The 15,303-nt window shown below is 39.8% G+C and carries 15 protein-coding genes; 10 read left to right on the top strand and 5 right to left on the bottom strand.

Features of this window, described 5'->3' with window-relative positions:
* Nucleotides 1-10 precede the first annotated feature (10 nt).
* Together AEQ18_RS01735 and AEQ18_RS01730 are read right to left on the bottom strand one after the other, a co-directional pair.
* On the bottom strand, nucleotides 11-379 hold the full coding sequence (locus AEQ18_RS01735) for an iron chaperone (protein ID WP_054114651.1): 369 nt from the start codon (nucleotides 377-379) through the stop codon (nucleotides 11-13).
* Nucleotides 380-482: 103 nt separating this feature from the next.
* Nucleotides 483-1,052 carry a hypothetical protein gene (locus AEQ18_RS01730; RefSeq protein WP_054114650.1) on the bottom strand — a complete coding sequence of 190 codons (570 nt, stop codon included), beginning with the start codon at nucleotides 1,050-1,052 and terminating at the stop codon, nucleotides 483-485.
* A 222-nt stretch (nucleotides 1,053-1,274) separates the two neighbouring features.
* Between AEQ18_RS01730 and AEQ18_RS01725 the strand changes: the two genes are divergently transcribed.
* From AEQ18_RS01725 to AEQ18_RS01675, 10 genes are all read left to right on the top strand, one after another.
* Nucleotides 1,275-1,769 carry a hypothetical protein gene (locus tag AEQ18_RS01725; RefSeq protein WP_054114649.1) on the top strand — a complete coding sequence of 165 codons (495 nt, stop codon included), beginning with the start codon at nucleotides 1,275-1,277 and terminating at the stop codon, nucleotides 1,767-1,769.
* Between the two features lies 1 nt (nucleotide 1,770).
* Nucleotides 1,771-3,126 carry a PTS cellobiose transporter subunit IIC gene (gene celB / locus AEQ18_RS01720; RefSeq protein ID WP_054114648.1) on the top strand — a complete coding sequence of 452 codons (1,356 nt, stop codon included), beginning with the start codon at nucleotides 1,771-1,773 and terminating at the stop codon, nucleotides 3,124-3,126.
* A 101-nt stretch (nucleotides 3,127-3,227) separates the two neighbouring features.
* The gene (locus AEQ18_RS01715) at nucleotides 3,228-3,953 is read left to right on the top strand and encodes a GntR family transcriptional regulator (RefSeq protein WP_054114647.1); all 726 of its coding nucleotides are present in this window, start codon (nucleotides 3,228-3,230) and stop codon (nucleotides 3,951-3,953) included.
* A 103-nt stretch (nucleotides 3,954-4,056) separates the two neighbouring features.
* Nucleotides 4,057-4,761, top strand: coding sequence for a demethylmenaquinone methyltransferase (locus AEQ18_RS01710; protein WP_054114646.1), 705 nt, complete (start codon nucleotides 4,057-4,059; stop codon nucleotides 4,759-4,761).
* 143 nt (nucleotides 4,762-4,904) lie between these two features.
* Nucleotides 4,905-6,689, top strand: coding sequence for a hypothetical protein (locus tag AEQ18_RS01705; RefSeq protein WP_054114645.1), 1,785 nt, complete (start codon nucleotides 4,905-4,907; stop codon nucleotides 6,687-6,689).
* Between the two features lie 920 nt (nucleotides 6,690-7,609).
* Entirely contained in the window at nucleotides 7,610-8,248 is a 639-nt protein-coding gene (locus tag AEQ18_RS01695; RefSeq protein WP_054114643.1) for a hypothetical protein, read from the top strand.
* A gap of 110 nt (nucleotides 8,249-8,358) precedes the next feature.
* The gene (locus AEQ18_RS01690) at nucleotides 8,359-10,164 is read left to right on the top strand and encodes a hypothetical protein (protein ID WP_160316044.1); all 1,806 of its coding nucleotides are present in this window, start codon (nucleotides 8,359-8,361) and stop codon (nucleotides 10,162-10,164) included.
* The gene (locus AEQ18_RS01685) at nucleotides 10,161-10,640 is read left to right on the top strand and encodes a signal peptidase I (RefSeq protein ID WP_054114641.1); all 480 of its coding nucleotides are present in this window, start codon (nucleotides 10,161-10,163) and stop codon (nucleotides 10,638-10,640) included. Before AEQ18_RS01690 ends, AEQ18_RS01685 begins: the two co-directional genes overlap by 4 nt.
* 30 nt (nucleotides 10,641-10,670) lie before the next feature.
* Entirely contained in the window at nucleotides 10,671-11,339 is a 669-nt protein-coding gene (locus tag AEQ18_RS01680) for a hypothetical protein (protein WP_152911860.1), read from the top strand.
* A complete protein-coding gene (locus tag AEQ18_RS01675; protein WP_082348570.1) occupies nucleotides 11,336-11,845 on the top strand; it encodes a signal peptidase I in 510 nt (169 codons plus the stop codon). Before AEQ18_RS01680 ends, AEQ18_RS01675 begins: the two co-directional genes overlap by 4 nt.
* A gap of 64 nt (nucleotides 11,846-11,909) precedes the next feature.
* Here the strand turns inward: AEQ18_RS01675 and AEQ18_RS01670 are convergent, their stop codons facing one another.
* The 3 genes from AEQ18_RS01670 to AEQ18_RS01660 all read right to left on the bottom strand — a co-directional run bounded on the left by AEQ18_RS01670 (nucleotide 11,910) and on the right by AEQ18_RS01660 (nucleotide 15,299).
* Complete coding sequence (locus tag AEQ18_RS01670) at nucleotides 11,910-12,503, bottom strand: LysE family transporter (protein ID WP_054114638.1); 594 nt, start codon at nucleotides 12,501-12,503, stop codon at nucleotides 11,910-11,912.
* 228 nt (nucleotides 12,504-12,731) lie between these two features.
* Nucleotides 12,732-14,534: an FtsX-like permease family protein gene (locus tag AEQ18_RS01665; protein WP_054114637.1), complete on the bottom strand. Its 1,803-nt coding sequence runs from the start codon at nucleotides 14,532-14,534 to the stop codon at nucleotides 12,732-12,734.
* A 12-nt stretch (nucleotides 14,535-14,546) separates the two neighbouring features.
* Entirely contained in the window at nucleotides 14,547-15,299 is a 753-nt protein-coding gene (locus AEQ18_RS01660; RefSeq protein WP_054114636.1) for an ABC transporter ATP-binding protein, read from the bottom strand.
* Nucleotides 15,300-15,303: the final 4 nt, after the last annotated feature.

The following is a 15,303-nucleotide window of genomic DNA, read 5'->3' as shown; positions in this document are numbered from 1 at the left end:
AGTTATTCGATTATCGCCAAAAAGTCGTCATGTCTGCTTTTTCTTCCAAATTAAAGGCAATCATCTTAAAAATCAACGCTTCATCAATTGGTTGTGTCCATTTGATACGAAAAATATTGTCGGTATGACTATATCCCGCTGCCTCGATTTCAGGGATGAATTGATTCAAACAAGCCGTTTCTGGAGACACTGAAAAATGTGGTTTTGATACACTGATGCCTAATATAAATGTTTGATGACTTGTAAACATTGGTTGTCCCCATTTGATAACAGGCTGCAGATCAGGAAATTCATCCAAAATATCTGAAAATAAAGTCCGCAGTTTATCTTGTTTATCATGATCTGTGATTTTAGCAAGAAATGCTTCTAAATCATCCATTGTATACACTCCTTCGATTAACTATCCTTTTAGTTGAAGTGTAAGTGGTGAGCGATCAAAAGGCAATTAGAACGCATGTTATCGATTGATTGCAAGGGATTTGTCAGCTTTTGCTGGCAAGATAGACTTTGATCAAGAAGTTTTCACGATGATAGAGATCAATGGTTTGAATGTGTTTGAAAGGAATCGTTTGTTTTGTATGGAACGTGTAGTCTTCAAAGTCCAACAAATTCAAAACAATATTTTCTTGGTCTAAGAGTGCGATTGTCCCTGTGAATACTTGATCTTCATAGGTGAGGATGTTGATGATCTGTTTTTTTTGTAATAGTTGATTGAACAGCGCAAAAATCGTGTCAAAGCGTTGCTCATTCAATTGGGCCTCAAGCTGATAAGGATCGAATAATTGATGCTGCTTATTATAGTTAATATAGTAGGTAAACGCGTCAAGATAGGCAGTATTGTCCTTTAGCAAGGTAATGTCCTCGACTTTTCGCAGCTGGATACTTTCTAAAGAACCGGTCAAATTGATGGAATTGAAGATAAAATAGCCTTGGTCAAGTGGTTGAATGATAAAGCCGACTGAAAAATAAGGATCTTCGATCGCATCTATGTCCGCTGTGTAACACTCGACTAATTTGTGTTGATCATTGACAAATGCAAATGGCTCAGCCATTTAATAAACCTTCTTTCTACAGTCTATTTGGTGAATAGATCAGAATTTCGTTCCCTTATTATTAGCATAGCAAAATCTACCAAATAATCAATCTCATCCAGATAAACAATGAAAACAGTTTAAAGTAATCGGTTGCAATTGAAAAATAATATGCTAAAATAGAACTTGTTCGAACAAGTTGTTGGGCGAACATCTGCAAACAAATTGAAAGGAGGAAATGAAATGAAAAACAGCAAACCTGTTTATAGTCTGAGCAAACAACAAGTTGCCCAAAATAGTATGCGCTTTAATCGATTTATGTTCTTACGTTATGTAACCGCACTTTTTTTCTTCGTTAATCTTTATTGGACAATCTTGAGTATCGCCCATTGGACAGTTGCTGGTATGATTCCAATCCTGCTAATGGTCATGGACGGCTGTATTTTGGTGGAGCAAACACAAAAATATTGGCAGCAATCGAATCGTTTGAAGGTGACCAAATGTGGTCTATGGATACAAATGGCGATTAATCTCATAGGGATTATTTTCGCATTGATAGGACAAACACAGTATATTGTCCCATTTATGAATCAGACAGGGCGTTGGCTCTTGCTTGGTCTGTTTACGCTAGGTCTGCTGATTTGTTTATATGCACAACGCAAGATCTGGTTGATCGAGCATGATCAAGATAAATATTTAGCATATTTGAAAGCGTTTGAAGGAACGGGAGGAAAATAAGATGGATACAGAAAATAGTAAAGTTTTTAGTTTTTTAGATCGCTACTTAATGGGACCAATGGGTAAAATCTCGCAATTGAGAATTGTACGAGGCGTGATGGCTGCTGGTATGGCATCGATCCCTTTTACGATTGTGGGATCAATGTTCTTAGTTATTAGTGTCTTGCCGCAAAGTTTTCCTGCTCTACAAGGAATTTGGAGTGCGTCTTTTGACAAAGTACAAAGTCTTTATATGCTTGGTAATACTGCTACAATGGGGATTTTAGCATTATATTTCTGTTTAGTGTTTGGTTACGAATATACGAAAATCCAAGCACAAGAGGAAAAGATTCTTTTGAATCCATTAAATGGAGCATTGTTGTCGATGATGGCTTACTTCATTTGTTTGCCGCAATTGGTATTCGAAGGAGGCATGGCTACTTTAGTCAATGTTATTACGGACGATCAAAAAATCATCGATGGTTGGGAAATGGCTGGCGGTGTGACGCGACTTGGCACTACAGGTATTTTTACAGCAATAATTATGTCGATCATTGCTGTTAAAATTTATGCTTTTTGTGTAAAACGCAATATTGTGATCAAAATGCCTGATACAGTACCAACTGGGGTATCTAACTCATTTACTGCGTTGATACCAACAGCATTGATTGTTTTGGTTGTTATTGTGATCAACGGTTCATTAGTTGCTTTAGGTACAGATATTTTTAAAGTGATTGCTATTCCATTTAGCTTTGTTTCACAAATCAGTAGTAGCTGGATTGGTTTGCTAGTTATCTATTTCTTCATGCATGCACTATGGATCGTTGGGATACACGGTGCAACAATTGTTACCTCATTTTTAACACCAATCGTGTTGTCGAATATGGTAGAAAATCAAAACGGTGCCAATATTGCTTTTGCGGGTGAATTCAACAATAGTTTTGTAACGATCGGCGGATCAGGTGCAACACTTGGCATGGTTATATTCATTGCCTTTTTTGCCAAATCAGCACAACTAAGTGCATTAGGAAAAGCAGCTATTGTGCCTTCAATCTTCAATATAAATGAACCAATTCTGTTTGGTATGCCTGTGGTGTACAATCCATTTACTGCAATTCCATTCTTCTTAGCACCGATGGCTTCTATGACAATAGCTTATTTTGCTATTTCGTGGGGATTTGTCAATCCACCGCTGGCGCAAGTGGCATGGCCCATTCCGGTTGGGATTTCCGGTTTTATCGGTTCTGGTGGTGACTGGCGAGCTTTCGTATTAGCTTTGATCTGTGCAGCGGTGGCCTTCTTGATTTGGTTCCCATTCATCAAAATGTATGATGGCAAATTATACAACGAAGAACAAAGCAAAGCGACAAATGTCTAATTTGAACAATTCCATCCGAAAGCCGGCTATCAAAAAAATAGCTGGCTTTTTATCTGGAAATCGTGTACATATTGAGTAGTAGAAATAAGGGAGCGAGGAAAATGGAAAAACCAACGATCGATCAATTGGTGGCAGAATTGATTCGAGGAATAGATAGTCATGATCTAGCAAATGATGCAGGGAAGTTGCCCAGTGAGCGTGAATTGTTGGCGCGCTATGCGGTTTCCCGGTATACATTGCGACAAGCGCTGAATAAATTGAGCAAAATGGGCCGGATCTATCAAATGCAAGGACGGGGTTCATTTGTCAGAGCGCAAACGGATCCTGCTGCTTTGAAACAAGGTGAGCTAGGCTCCAATGAAGATTTGACTCGAGGGGAGAAGAACATCCAGACTGTTCAGTTTCTTAAGCGCGAGGTCACCAGTTCAGAAGCGCTGTTCTTGCCAAGCCAAATACAATTTGCCCATGATCAGCGTTTTATTGAAGTGCAACGCTACCGCACATTGGATGGTCAACCTTACTTGATCGATCATTCTTATTATCTTGCTGACAGGGTCGGGCAGATGTCAGATGAGATGGTACAAGGGTCGATCTTTGAAGCACTGACCAAAGAGAAACAGTTGGAAGTCGGTTTCATTGATAAATTTATCGAAAGTGGCGCACTAACTGCACCACAAGCAGCATTCTTTCACTTAGAAGCGGGTATGCCCACATTGATCGTGCGGGATGATAGTTACCTCAAAAATGGAGAATTGCTGGCATTCTCAAAAATCTACTACGACTATCGGTTGGCCACACTGTATATGCACAAAAAAATAGTCAAATGAACCTTGCTTAAGCAGCAAAGTTCGAATCTTTGTTCATTCCTCTTGTTCATGATAGACTTAAAAAATCATGAAAACGCCTTTATTGAAGCGAGGAGGAACTACAATGGCACTTCCCAGCAAGGAACTTAAAGTGCATCAAGTGTTCGAACGAATTGCACCGCAATATGATCCAATGAATAGCCTGATTTCTTTTCGTCTGCATAAGCATTGGCGAAAAGATGTGATGAAGCGTATGTCTGTAAAGAAAGGCAGCGATGTCTTGGATGTTTGCTGCGGCACTGGAGATTGGAGTTTGGCCTTGGCAAATGCTGTGGGGCCTTCTGGTCACGTGACGGGGGTCGACTTTAGTGAACAAATGCTGCTGATTGCAAAAGAAAAAACTAGCGCAGAGGATGCGGCTGCCATCGACTGGCAATTAGGCAATGCAATGCAGCTGTCTTTTCTCGCTGATCAATTTGATTATGTGACGATCGGATTTGGTTTACGGAATGTCGCAGATCATCAGCAAGTCTTACAGGAACTTTACCGCGTGGTGAAGCCTGGCGGTAAAGTGGTTTGTCTGGAAACATCACAGCCTGAAATGATGGGGTGGAAACAACTGTTTCGTTTTTACTTTCATTATATTATGCCTTTCTTTGGCAAGATTTTCGCAAAGAGCTTTCAAGAGTATGCTTGGCTGCAAGAATCTGCCCAATCATTTCCCGCCAAAGAGCAGTTGCGGGCTGATTTTGAGGCGGCGGGTTTTCGGGATGTGCGCATCAAAAGCTATGCAGGAGGCGTCACTGCTATGCATATGGGTACCAAGTGAAATTCCAAAGGATAACCATCAATCAACCATTGAAGTCGCTGCGCGCGGGCTTCGGTGGTTTTTATTTATCCTTCTAAAGATGGATAGACAAAATAGTTGTTTTGCTCAATAATGAACTATAGGGAAATGAAAGGAGAAAAGTGATGTTTATTGACTTTATGCAATTAACCATCTTATTTGGATTAGGGATCTTGGGCACCAACGTATTGTTGGCGATCCTGCAAAAAGGCAAGAAGAAACCCATCATGATCTTGACGATTGGCGAGCTGCTGATTTTAGCGGGGATTATTTACGTAGTGCTGCCTAGCAAAACACTGTCTTCGATCTTATGGATCAATTTGATCGGTGTCTTAATGGCAAGCATGCTTTTATGGTTGTTGGGATACATTCAATCCGGTCAGCTTGCAACTGAAATCAAAAATGCCAAACAAAAGAAAGTAGTCAATCCGCCGAAAAAATCAATGACTTTGGCACCGCAATTATTTTGGCTGGCTATTGTTGCAGCATTGTTATTAGGGGGAATCAGTGGAATCACACGCATTGTATCTACGGATTCAATCTATGCTACGATTCCAGCAAAAACCGAAGAGCAGGCAGAAACGCTGACGTCGACGAAAGAAACGCCGATAGCGATCGCGCCTGATACCGCAAAACGAAAAATGCTGCAAAAATTTTCAGTGATCCCCAACTCCAATATGTTCACGTTGGACGGAATCACAGCACAAACCATCAATGGCGAGTATGTCTATGTGGCCACGCTGGAATACAATGGGTTTTGGAAATGGTTCAAACTCAAAGAAATTCCCGGCTATTTTAAAATCAGTGCCACAGATATCAATGCCCAGCCTGAGTTCGTTAACAAACCGTTGCATTATACACCTTCAGCTTATTTCAATGAAGATGCTGGACGAAAAATCTATGCCGCGTTTCCAGGTTATGGCGCATTAGGCACGATTAATTTGGAAATCGATGAAGCAGGGAATCCATTTTATGTACAAACATTGTACAAGGAATATGGGGTCACAGGTTTGATGCATTTTGATCATTTCAAAACAGCGGTCTTAAATGCTGAAACCGGTGAGGTCAACCTTTATGATAGTGAAAAAGCCCCAAGCTTTATTGATGCGCCGATTACTTCTGCGGCAGCCAATCGCTTGAATGAGTATTATGGCCGGTATAGCCAAGGCTGGTGGAACCAATTTATTTTCGGTGCGAAGAAAGATGTCAAAATTCCAACAGAAAATGGCATTTATGCGTCTGGTCAAATCACCCCGATGTTGAACAAAGACAGTGAATTGATGTATTTCACTGATTTCACCAGTGATGACAGCAACCAAGATTCTGCATTAGGCTACTCTTTGATCAATGCACGCACAGGACAACTGACCTATTATCGCGATACTGATGTAGGCATCATGGATAGTGATGGCGCCATCTCGATCGCGTCTAAAATATACCCTGAGAAAAAATGGAAAGCGGAAATGCCTGTTCTGTATAATATCGACGGTGTCCAGACCTGGATCGTTTCATTGATGGATTCAAAAGGAATCTTCAAGAAATACGTCTACATCAACGCTGTTGACAATGATATCGTCATTGATGCGGATACGGCGCAGACTGCCCTCGACGCCTATCGCATTGAGCTAGCCACTAGCGGCAGCAATAATCAAAGCAGTGATCCAGCCAACATGGCTGAAAAACAGGGCATCGTACAACGGGTCCAATTATTGACTGGCACCAGCCAAACAGTGATCTCCTTCCTATTAGAAGATGATCCCACCATCTATAGTGTCAATATCAATAATTCACCCTACGCACAATTCTTGCAAGTCGGCGATCAAGTGACATTCCAAGCCAATGTGACAGCCGATATGACCGCGGCAAGTATCGAATCATTGACGATTGAAGGCGTACCAGATAATCAGTAATGTTGTTCATGGCTATAATATAGAGCAGTTAAAAAGACGCCTTTTTAACTGCTCTATTTTTTGGAGTTATTATAACTCCTGCTATTTGCATATAAAGACAACGAAAAAATGTTCAAAAATGAATATTTTGATTGTCGAATTTTGACACTATACAAAGTAAAAATACATTGTGCACCCAAATGATTATATGAGAAAAAAATAATCTTCATTTAGACTTAAATGTCTTTTTTTTTAGCCGATAGCTTATTTGTGTCGTTTGGTTTTTAATTGGTAAGATATTTCGAATGATGGGTCATTGTGTCAAAGATAGATAAATGCTTTTATATCAGTAGTTAGATAGGTTGGATAGCTATTGGTTGTTATTCAGTAATTGCAGATCGTCAAGCATAAAGATGATCCTAAGTCCTAGATTTTTACACATTTATTTCGAAAACGGTTAAAATTTAAACTAGTTTACTAAATAAACGTAAGTTTTTTAATCAAATTCTAATGTTATAAAAGATGAATATTTAATGCTTTATTGTATATTTTTCCGGAATGAATCCATCACTGAATTTCGTTTTTATTTAACGTTATTTTAACCGAATAAATCACAGCAATATTTTCGAGAAAACAGTGTATTTTTATGATTCCGTTCTCACTTGTTGAATTTAAAGGTCTATGCACAGTTTATTTGACAGCGAAATAAATTTTAAAAAACATATCGATCGCAAAATAGTTATAAAGTATTTTTCTAAATGATTGAATTTTAATAATTATATATCCCGGTAAAATCTTCGTCTTGTATAAAACCTTTATTGTGAATATTTTGTCTAGCGTTATAAAATTAAAAATGCTGTTTTTCCTTGTTGTCATAAGGTTTTTCCTTTGCTATACTTTAGAACGTTGAGCTTAGAAGACACATAATAAGGAGAGTAAAAATGTTTAATCACAAACAACAAAAGGGCGAAGGAAATACAAAGCGCAAGAGCAACCGTTATTCAATTCTGATGCTGGCACTTATTTTTATCGGGTTTGCTACTTACGGCACATATGCTTATTTTACAGATAGTACGAGTGTGGGTTCTGAAATCAAATTATCCACTGGTACAGTTAGTTTGGCTAATGATACTTCAAATGACGAGTGGCAATATGGTTATATGGACAATTACAGTGAAAATGCAAAAATTTCTAATAAAGTTGGAAATTCTTTTGCCAATGCTCAACCCGGTGATACGTTTACGTTAACCAAAACTGTACAATATACAGGTAGCTTAGATGCAAAAGTCTTTTATACAGTTAGCAAGGGTTTTGAAGACCAATTAGATTCAAGTGGAATGAGATTGAACATTGTAGTATTAAGTGGAGATGATCGATCTACAGCACAAGATATATCTGGAAATAAATTTGATATTTCTCCGAATGATAAAATCTTTGTAAAAATAATCATTACAATCGATCCTAAGGACGCTGAAAAATATAATGATTCGACAGGTAGAAATAAGGATTCCCAAACTTTTGATTTATCTAAAGCTTCTGAAGCCATTAATATAACTGTGGAACAAAACACAAATAATTAATTTTAAAAGGCGGGCAAAATATGCGGAGGCAATTTCATTTGTCAGCGGTCATTTTGGCCGCTTTCTTTTGTATTCTATGTACGTTTCCAAAAGAAGTACAGGCTGTCTTTATGGATGAGAAAATTTTTTCTGCTGATTTGTCGTTGCAACTAGGGACGTTGTCGATGACGCTTGAAAATCAATCTACAACGAGCCAATCTTTTGCGCATATAGGAGAGAATCAGGTTCACAATGTAAAGGTGAAGAACACCGGAACTTTAGATGGAAAATTGACGTATTCGATCGTCTCTGCAAAACTCGGGGATCAAGTCTTAAGTGAGGCGCAAATTGGGCAATATTTAGCAATCAATTCTCCAACCCAAAAGGAATCAATCGAATCGGGAGAGGAAAGGACCCTCCAATTTTCCATTAAACAAATGAAACAATGGGACAGCACCCAAGCTTTGATTGTTGAGGTCAAAGTGACGATCAGTCAAGCCAATACTGATTCAGACACGATAGGCTTTTTTGATTCGGATAGCCTACAATTTTCATTCAAAAGTGCAAGTGAAGCAGTCCCAATTTCGGCATGGCCTGAAAGTCTGACATTTAACCAAGCGGGATATGCTGTAGGTCAGCAGTTGTATTATAGTACCCTTGATAATAAGTATACAACAGTTGTTCCAGGAATCATTTTTATTAAATATAAGAACAATCAGATGATCAGTTTGAAAGAACAAGATGATACAGAAACTAAACTCAAACATGCTATACACTCAGTACAGTCGGGAAATTTCAACTATGTTCTCAAATCCATTGAATATGTTGCCCAAGAAGGGTTTAAACTTCAATTGGGTATAGAAAATAGTGTGGTTGATGCTAAGTTTACGGTCGCAGGTATTAAATTCGATTATATCGATAATCATTTAACTTACAATCAATTTAATGATTTTTGTAAACCTTTAATATTAGAATCAGACGTGAATCGGACGAATACTTATACGAATAATCCTCTTTATTCAAGTACTATAGGGACAAACTACCAAATGTTTAGTAACGAACAGACGAATACATTTTCTTATGGCTTGACCTCTGCTGAGATTGGCAACTATGTGAGGGAAAATTTCGATGTTGAATTTACAGGTACTGATGCTAAGGAATTTGAAGTATCTTTTTTGAAAAATAGTATAATCCATCTGAAACAATTAGATACAGAAGGTGGTAAGAAGGCCCAGCTGATATTTAAGGATAAGATGACTAAACAGATAGTTTTTTCAAGGGAAGTTATTTCAGTGGATCAAGAAGAATTTTCTGACATTGATCTGTCCAACTTGATCTCTGATTTTCAAACGACTGTTGTTAACAAGACTGCGAAACGACAAGCAAATTCATTTAAAGTATCGACAGATTTTTATATGAAAATCCCTGAGAATTTTCTAAGCCATTATTATTTGCAACCATTCAGCAACAGTTCTATGAGTGGATTTAGCGTTTCATATAGCCAAAAAATGGATTATGTGAAAATTTCTTTTGATTATTCTTTTTCGAATCAACCCGATACCATCGAACAGATGATTGTATTTCTAGGTTATCAATTTGGATTTGGCTCTACAACTTCAGAGAAAAGTTATACATTATATAAGCGGACAGATTACGCAAGTTCTTCTGCTAGCTATTCAACTGATTCTACTCAAATGCAACAAAATAGTCATGCAAAATCCGCTTCTGGTTTCTCCGAAGATATAGAGAATACAAATGAATCTCAACAGAACTCTACGCAAGAAAGCGATGAGAAGAAAGTCGATTCAGAAAATGATACGGATTTAGGCGTGTCCGATAGGATGACTGAAGATCAACCAGATGCTTCAATAACTGAATCAACCGAATCAACCGAATCAACCACCAACCAAACCGAACCAAGTCAGGAGCCAGAATGAAACTGAGAACAATCACCAATAGTCTACTGACTATCTTAACCGTCATCGTTTTATTATTTGTTCTATTAAATGTCTTATCTGCGCCGCAAGGCAAGGGGCTTTTGGGCTTTAAAGGCTACACTGTCTTGAGCAACAGCATGACACCGACATTTCGCGCGGGGGATTATGTGATTGATCGGATGGATGATTTTGACAGTATCCAAGAAGGGGACATCATCTCCTATCAGGCAGAAGACCAAACGATCGTGACCCATCGTGTCATTGAAAAAACAGCAGAATCTGCGACAGTCCAAGGAGACCAAAATGAGACCCCTGATCAAGAAGCGGTCACGAAAAGCAATTATATTGGCAAAAAAATCATGGTCATCCCTTTTTTAGGCACATTTATGATGAAAATGCAAAATCCCTTAATTTTTGCTTTACTCTGTGGTCTAATTGCGCTATTCTTTGTTTGGTCATTTTTTAAACGAGATTGACACGACTTGTAGAAAGTAGCGAAGTGTTGGGTGAAAAGAGAGTATAAAATCGTTGTGAGTATCTTGTTATTTGCTGCTGTTACAGGTTTCTTTTATTTGCTTAAAGTGCAAATGAACGAAAGAAATGCCGATAATCAACATTTGTTGTCTACCGCTGTGTTGAACGATGAAATCAAAGAGGATATTTTTCGGACCGATTTTTTTGAAAGGTCTACATATACCGAACCGATGACCAAAGAGGATTTTGTGGATGAGGCAAAGAGTGTCGCAAAGACAACGCGTTCGCCGCAAATGCTGCAATTGACCAATCTGACGGCTTTTGAAACTAAGGATCAAAATGCGCAGGCTGAGTTAGAGAGTGTATCGATCGCCATCATCAAAAAAAGAATGTATTTGCTGTTAAAGGAGCAATATCTTTTGTTAGTACTGCAGCCGGACACTGCTTCTGATGTCTTTCAAATCGATGGCACAGGGCAGGTGGGGTTAGCTTCAAAAACCATTCGTTATGACATGACAGTTCTCAATGATCAGCGTCCTGAAGAGTTTTTGTCTTCATTGCCGGCTTTCGTTGAAAAAGTTCAACTGGAGAATGGTTTGGAAACCTATGAAAGTCGGGTTTTTGTGACTAGCAAATGGGGGCGTTATTTGTATAATTCAACCAAACAAAATCAATTGATCAAAGTTGAGGAGATATCTTGAATAGAATAAACATGGTGTTGCGTATCCTTTGGTCCCTTTGCGGTACGCTTGTAGTAGCAGCGGTCTTGTTGCTGGCGGTGCTGAACTTTCTTTCAAAACCAGAAGGCGATGGGTTGTTTGGGTATAAAGGGTATACCGTGATCAGCGGCAGTATGGAACCCACCTTGCGGGTGGGAGATTATGTCGTTGTGCAGGCGGAAGATTTTGACCAGCTGGAAGTAGGCGAAATCATTACTTTCGAGAATGAGGGCACGATGGTGACCCATCGGATTATTTCCATCACTGATGAAGGCATCCAAACGAGAGGCGACCACAATACAGTCAATGATATGAAACAGGTGACTGAGGACAAATATGTTGGTCGTTTGGCCTTGCATATCCCTTATTTAGGGCATTTGATGATTTGGATGCAAAATCCGCTGATCTTTGCAGTGGTTTTGGGCTTGATCGCAGTCAGGATCGCCTTCTTGCTCTTTTGGAAACCCGAGGAAAAAACACATGACTAAAAAAATAAGCATGGATGTATCAGGCGTGTAAAGCTGCCTGGATCATCCATGCTGTTTTTTTATTTTATAGACTGCGCCATATCAGTGCCAATGCGCTGTATACCAAAAGCAATGCCAATACTAAGTTGACCCAGTAGGTATATTTTCGTAAGATATGTTGGAATAATGCCCCGAAAATAGTCCAGCAGGCTGTGAAAATGAATGCAACCAGCGCCAACAGCAGCGAAAATGAAAGGAGTGCTGTCGGTGTTTCGTAATTTGGCAAGATGAAGGATGCGTACACGGTGATTCCATAGAGCAATGTATTTGGGCTGACAAATTGCAGCAGCATGCCTTGAAAAAAGATATGTTCCTCTTCATCAGTAGTGGTTTCTGATTCGGCCTTACTTTTGATGGTCTGCCACGCTAGAAAAAGAATATAGACAGCGCCGATCCAAACCATGACGGATTGAAAGCCGGGAAAGACGGTCAGCAGCAAACGGCTGAAAAAAGCACAGATATTCATCACGATCAAGACACCGACAAAGATCCCCCAATTAAACAAAAGACTTTTGCGCAGGCCATATTTACCGCCATGGGCCATCGATAAGAGTGCATTGGGGCCTGGGGAGAAGCTGGCCACGATGATATATGAAATAAAACCTAGGATATTTGTCAAACAAAGCCACCTTTCTTGCTATCTAAATAATATTTATTTGGTGATAGTATGTTTTATTATTTTCAGAACGTATTCAGAATAGAATAGCATTAAAGGACTGCGTCGTCAATTCGCGGGTTTCTCTGCTTCGACATGCCCGAATGATTGGCATGACTGGACCTGACTAGAGAAATCAAAAACCGTATGACCAGCAAGACGGCTTCGTTTTGCAGGCATACGGTTCTTTGTTTATTTGTCTTCTCTCAAGACGATATTGGTATACAACCAGACAGTTAAGCTATAGTAAATAGCATACAACGCAATAAAGATACTGAATGGCACCCATAATTTGTCATAAGGATCCCGCATCAATGTGGTGAACATCTTCAGTCCAAACAAGACATGGATCATTCCCAAGATACCAGGGACTAAAAACAACACGCCGATTTCTTTTCTGATCGATTGTTTCAATAAAGAAGTTCGCGTACCGATTTTGCGCAGCATATTGTAGCGAATGATGTCGTTGTTGGCACCAGATAAGATTTTGAACATTAGACAGCTGGCTAACATCGTCAAGAAGGCGATGCCTAAGAAAAAGCCCATGAATTCGAAACCAGAGAACATGCCGTTGTAAGTGTCATATACAAAGACCCGTTGGCTGAAGTTGGCTTCGATGGGTTCAGCTGTATTTTCTGATTGATTGGCTTCTGCTAAGGTGTGCAGCGCAGCATAACTCGTTTCAAAATCGGCGACTTGAATCAAGCGCAAACTGGTTTCTGTTGCTTCAATTGCTGCAAAATCACTGAGGGATACAAGGCGGATTTCTTTGCTTCGTTGTTCCGCAACTTCATATTCCCGCAAGGCATCTTGTGCAGTTAAATCTTTGGCGATCACGTCACCAGATAATTGTCTATATTGACTATCCACACCATTTTCGTCATATTTTGGTGCCAGCAATGGGTGTTCGTTGAACTGTTCTTTGACGTAATAGACCGCATCGTCTGTTTCTTTTTGACTATAGATAGTATCAAGGGTAGGGTGTAAGTCCGTGACGGATTGGGCATCCGCTTTTTGGGCATTGTTCAAAATCAGATCGTAAGGCGCAACGGATTTGGCCATCAAAGGAATTTCATTTTTGAATCCTAAGCCAACAGTCAATGCCCCTAAGGCCAAAGCAAACAACATGGCTGCCATGGAAAGCATTTGTGTATAATCGCGGATACGGAAACTCAATTGGGAAAAGGTAAAGTTGTTCAATTTTTTCATGGCGATCGTATCTGATGCTTTCAGGGCCGACAAGACCGCGATCAAGACCGATTTGAAGACCAAGTACGTGCCTAGAACGATCGTCACTAAGGCGGCACCAATGCCAATCAATTGAAATTTCATCAAATCACTCATCATGTAATAACCAAACGCCAATGAACCGATACCAAGAATCGCTTGTAAGAAAAGCCAAATGGGCCGTTGTTTCAACCGCGCTGGCGTACTCGTTTCTCGCAATAAGTCTAAAATCGCTTTTTTGGTGATCGCAGCAGCATTGAAAATAGCTGCCACAAAGAATAGCAAGGCGAAGAAAATCAATGTCACCAACAAGGCTTTGCTGCTAAAAGCTGCATAATGAGTAATCTGCAGATTCAGACGGCTGACAAGCAGCGCATTGACGCCATGGGCAAGGCCCATGCCTACGATCGAACCAAGGAGTGTGGCTGCGAAGCCTACCAGAAAGGTTTCGATAAAAATCATTTGGGCGATTTTGCGTCCTTTGGCGCCGAGCATCATAAACATGGCATAATCTCTTTGGCGCATCGCCATCAGAAACGAATTGGCGTAGAGAATATAGGCAAAGGTGATAATGCCAAGCAACACGGAACCAAAGCGAAAAATGAAAACAATCGTACCTAAAATCGAGTTGCTAGTCAAAAATGCTTCATTGCTGGCCATTGATTCAAACATATAAAAAATCGCAGAAGCCATGACCAATCCCGAGAACAACACGATATAATCTTTCAAACGACCTTTGATACCAGTAAGTGATAATTTCCAAAGCATAGTGTTTCCTCCTTACTGTTCCAAGTTGCCAAGGATGACAAGGATTTGTCGGTAAAAATCTTCTCGGCTTTGGTCATGTCGTTTGACTTCTTGATGGATCATGCCATCTTTGATAAACAGGATTTTCTGGCAATAACTTGCGGAAAGAGGATCATGGGTCACCAATAAAATCGATACTTGATCGTTGGTATTCAGATCATCCATCATATCCAGCAAGTCTTTGGCGCTTTTAGAGTCCAAGGCACCTGTTGGTTCATCAGCGAATAAAATCGTTGGTTCTGTGATCAAGGCGCGTGCAGCTGCGACCCGTTGTTTCTGACCGCCAGAAATCTCTGAAGGGTATTTATCGAGAATTTGGCTGATGGATAGTCGTTGCGCAACTTGTGCGATGCGTTGTTTGATCACTTTAGGTTTGACCCCTTGTAATGATAAGGGGACTGCGATGTTTTCTGACGCGGTCAAGTTTTCCAGAAGGTTGAAATCTTGGAAGATAAACCCAATCTCGCGGCTGCGAAAATCGGCAAGGGCATTGCCTTTTAATGTTGTGATGTCACTATGATTGATTTCGATTGAGCCAGTGCTGGGACGATCTAGTGTCGAAAGGATGTTCAATAGGGTCGATTTTCCTGAACCTGAAGCCCCCATGATGCCGATAAATTCGCCTTTTTCAACTTCGAATGTGATCCCTTTTAAGGCTTGGGTCTGTTTTTCATTGCTTTTGCCGTATGTCTTGGTTAATTCATGTGCTTGAATGATTGTGTCCATGTGC

The organism is Enterococcus sp. RIT-PI-f, from assembly GCF_001297065.1.
GTDB lineage: Bacteria > Bacillota > Bacilli > Lactobacillales > Enterococcaceae > Enterococcus_D.
This window is presented reverse-complemented; position numbering and strand designations above follow the sequence as displayed.

Excerpts from the sequence above, each read along its gene's own strand:
- AEQ18_RS01665 (WP_054114637.1), bottom strand. The coding sequence starts at position 14,534 with ATGCTTTGGAAATTATCACTTACTGGTATCAAAGGTCGTTTGAAAGAT.
- AEQ18_RS01730 (WP_054114650.1), bottom strand. The coding sequence starts at position 1,052 with ATGGCTGAGCCATTTGCATTTGTCAATGATCAACACAAATTAGTCGAG.
- AEQ18_RS01695 (WP_054114643.1), top strand. The coding sequence starts at position 7,610 with ATGTTTAATCACAAACAACAAAAGGGCGAAGGAAATACAAAGCGCAAG.
- AEQ18_RS01725 (WP_054114649.1), top strand. The coding sequence starts at position 1,275 with ATGAAAAACAGCAAACCTGTTTATAGTCTGAGCAAACAACAAGTTGCC.
- AEQ18_RS01690 (WP_160316044.1), top strand. The coding sequence starts at position 8,359 with ATGGATGAGAAAATTTTTTCTGCTGATTTGTCGTTGCAACTAGGGACG.
- AEQ18_RS01705 (WP_054114645.1), top strand. The coding sequence starts at position 4,905 with ATGTTTATTGACTTTATGCAATTAACCATCTTATTTGGATTAGGGATC.
- AEQ18_RS01685 (WP_054114641.1), top strand. The coding sequence starts at position 10,161 with ATGAAACTGAGAACAATCACCAATAGTCTACTGACTATCTTAACCGTC.
- AEQ18_RS01715 (WP_054114647.1), top strand. The coding sequence starts at position 3,228 with ATGGAAAAACCAACGATCGATCAATTGGTGGCAGAATTGATTCGAGGA.
- AEQ18_RS01660 (WP_054114636.1), bottom strand. The coding sequence starts at position 15,299 with ATGGACACAATCATTCAAGCACATGAATTAACCAAGACATACGGCAAA.
- AEQ18_RS01710 (WP_054114646.1), top strand. The coding sequence starts at position 4,057 with ATGGCACTTCCCAGCAAGGAACTTAAAGTGCATCAAGTGTTCGAACGA.
- AEQ18_RS01735 (WP_054114651.1), bottom strand. The coding sequence starts at position 379 with ATGGATGATTTAGAAGCATTTCTTGCTAAAATCACAGATCATGATAAA.
- celB (WP_054114648.1), top strand. The coding sequence starts at position 1,771 with ATGGATACAGAAAATAGTAAAGTTTTTAGTTTTTTAGATCGCTACTTA.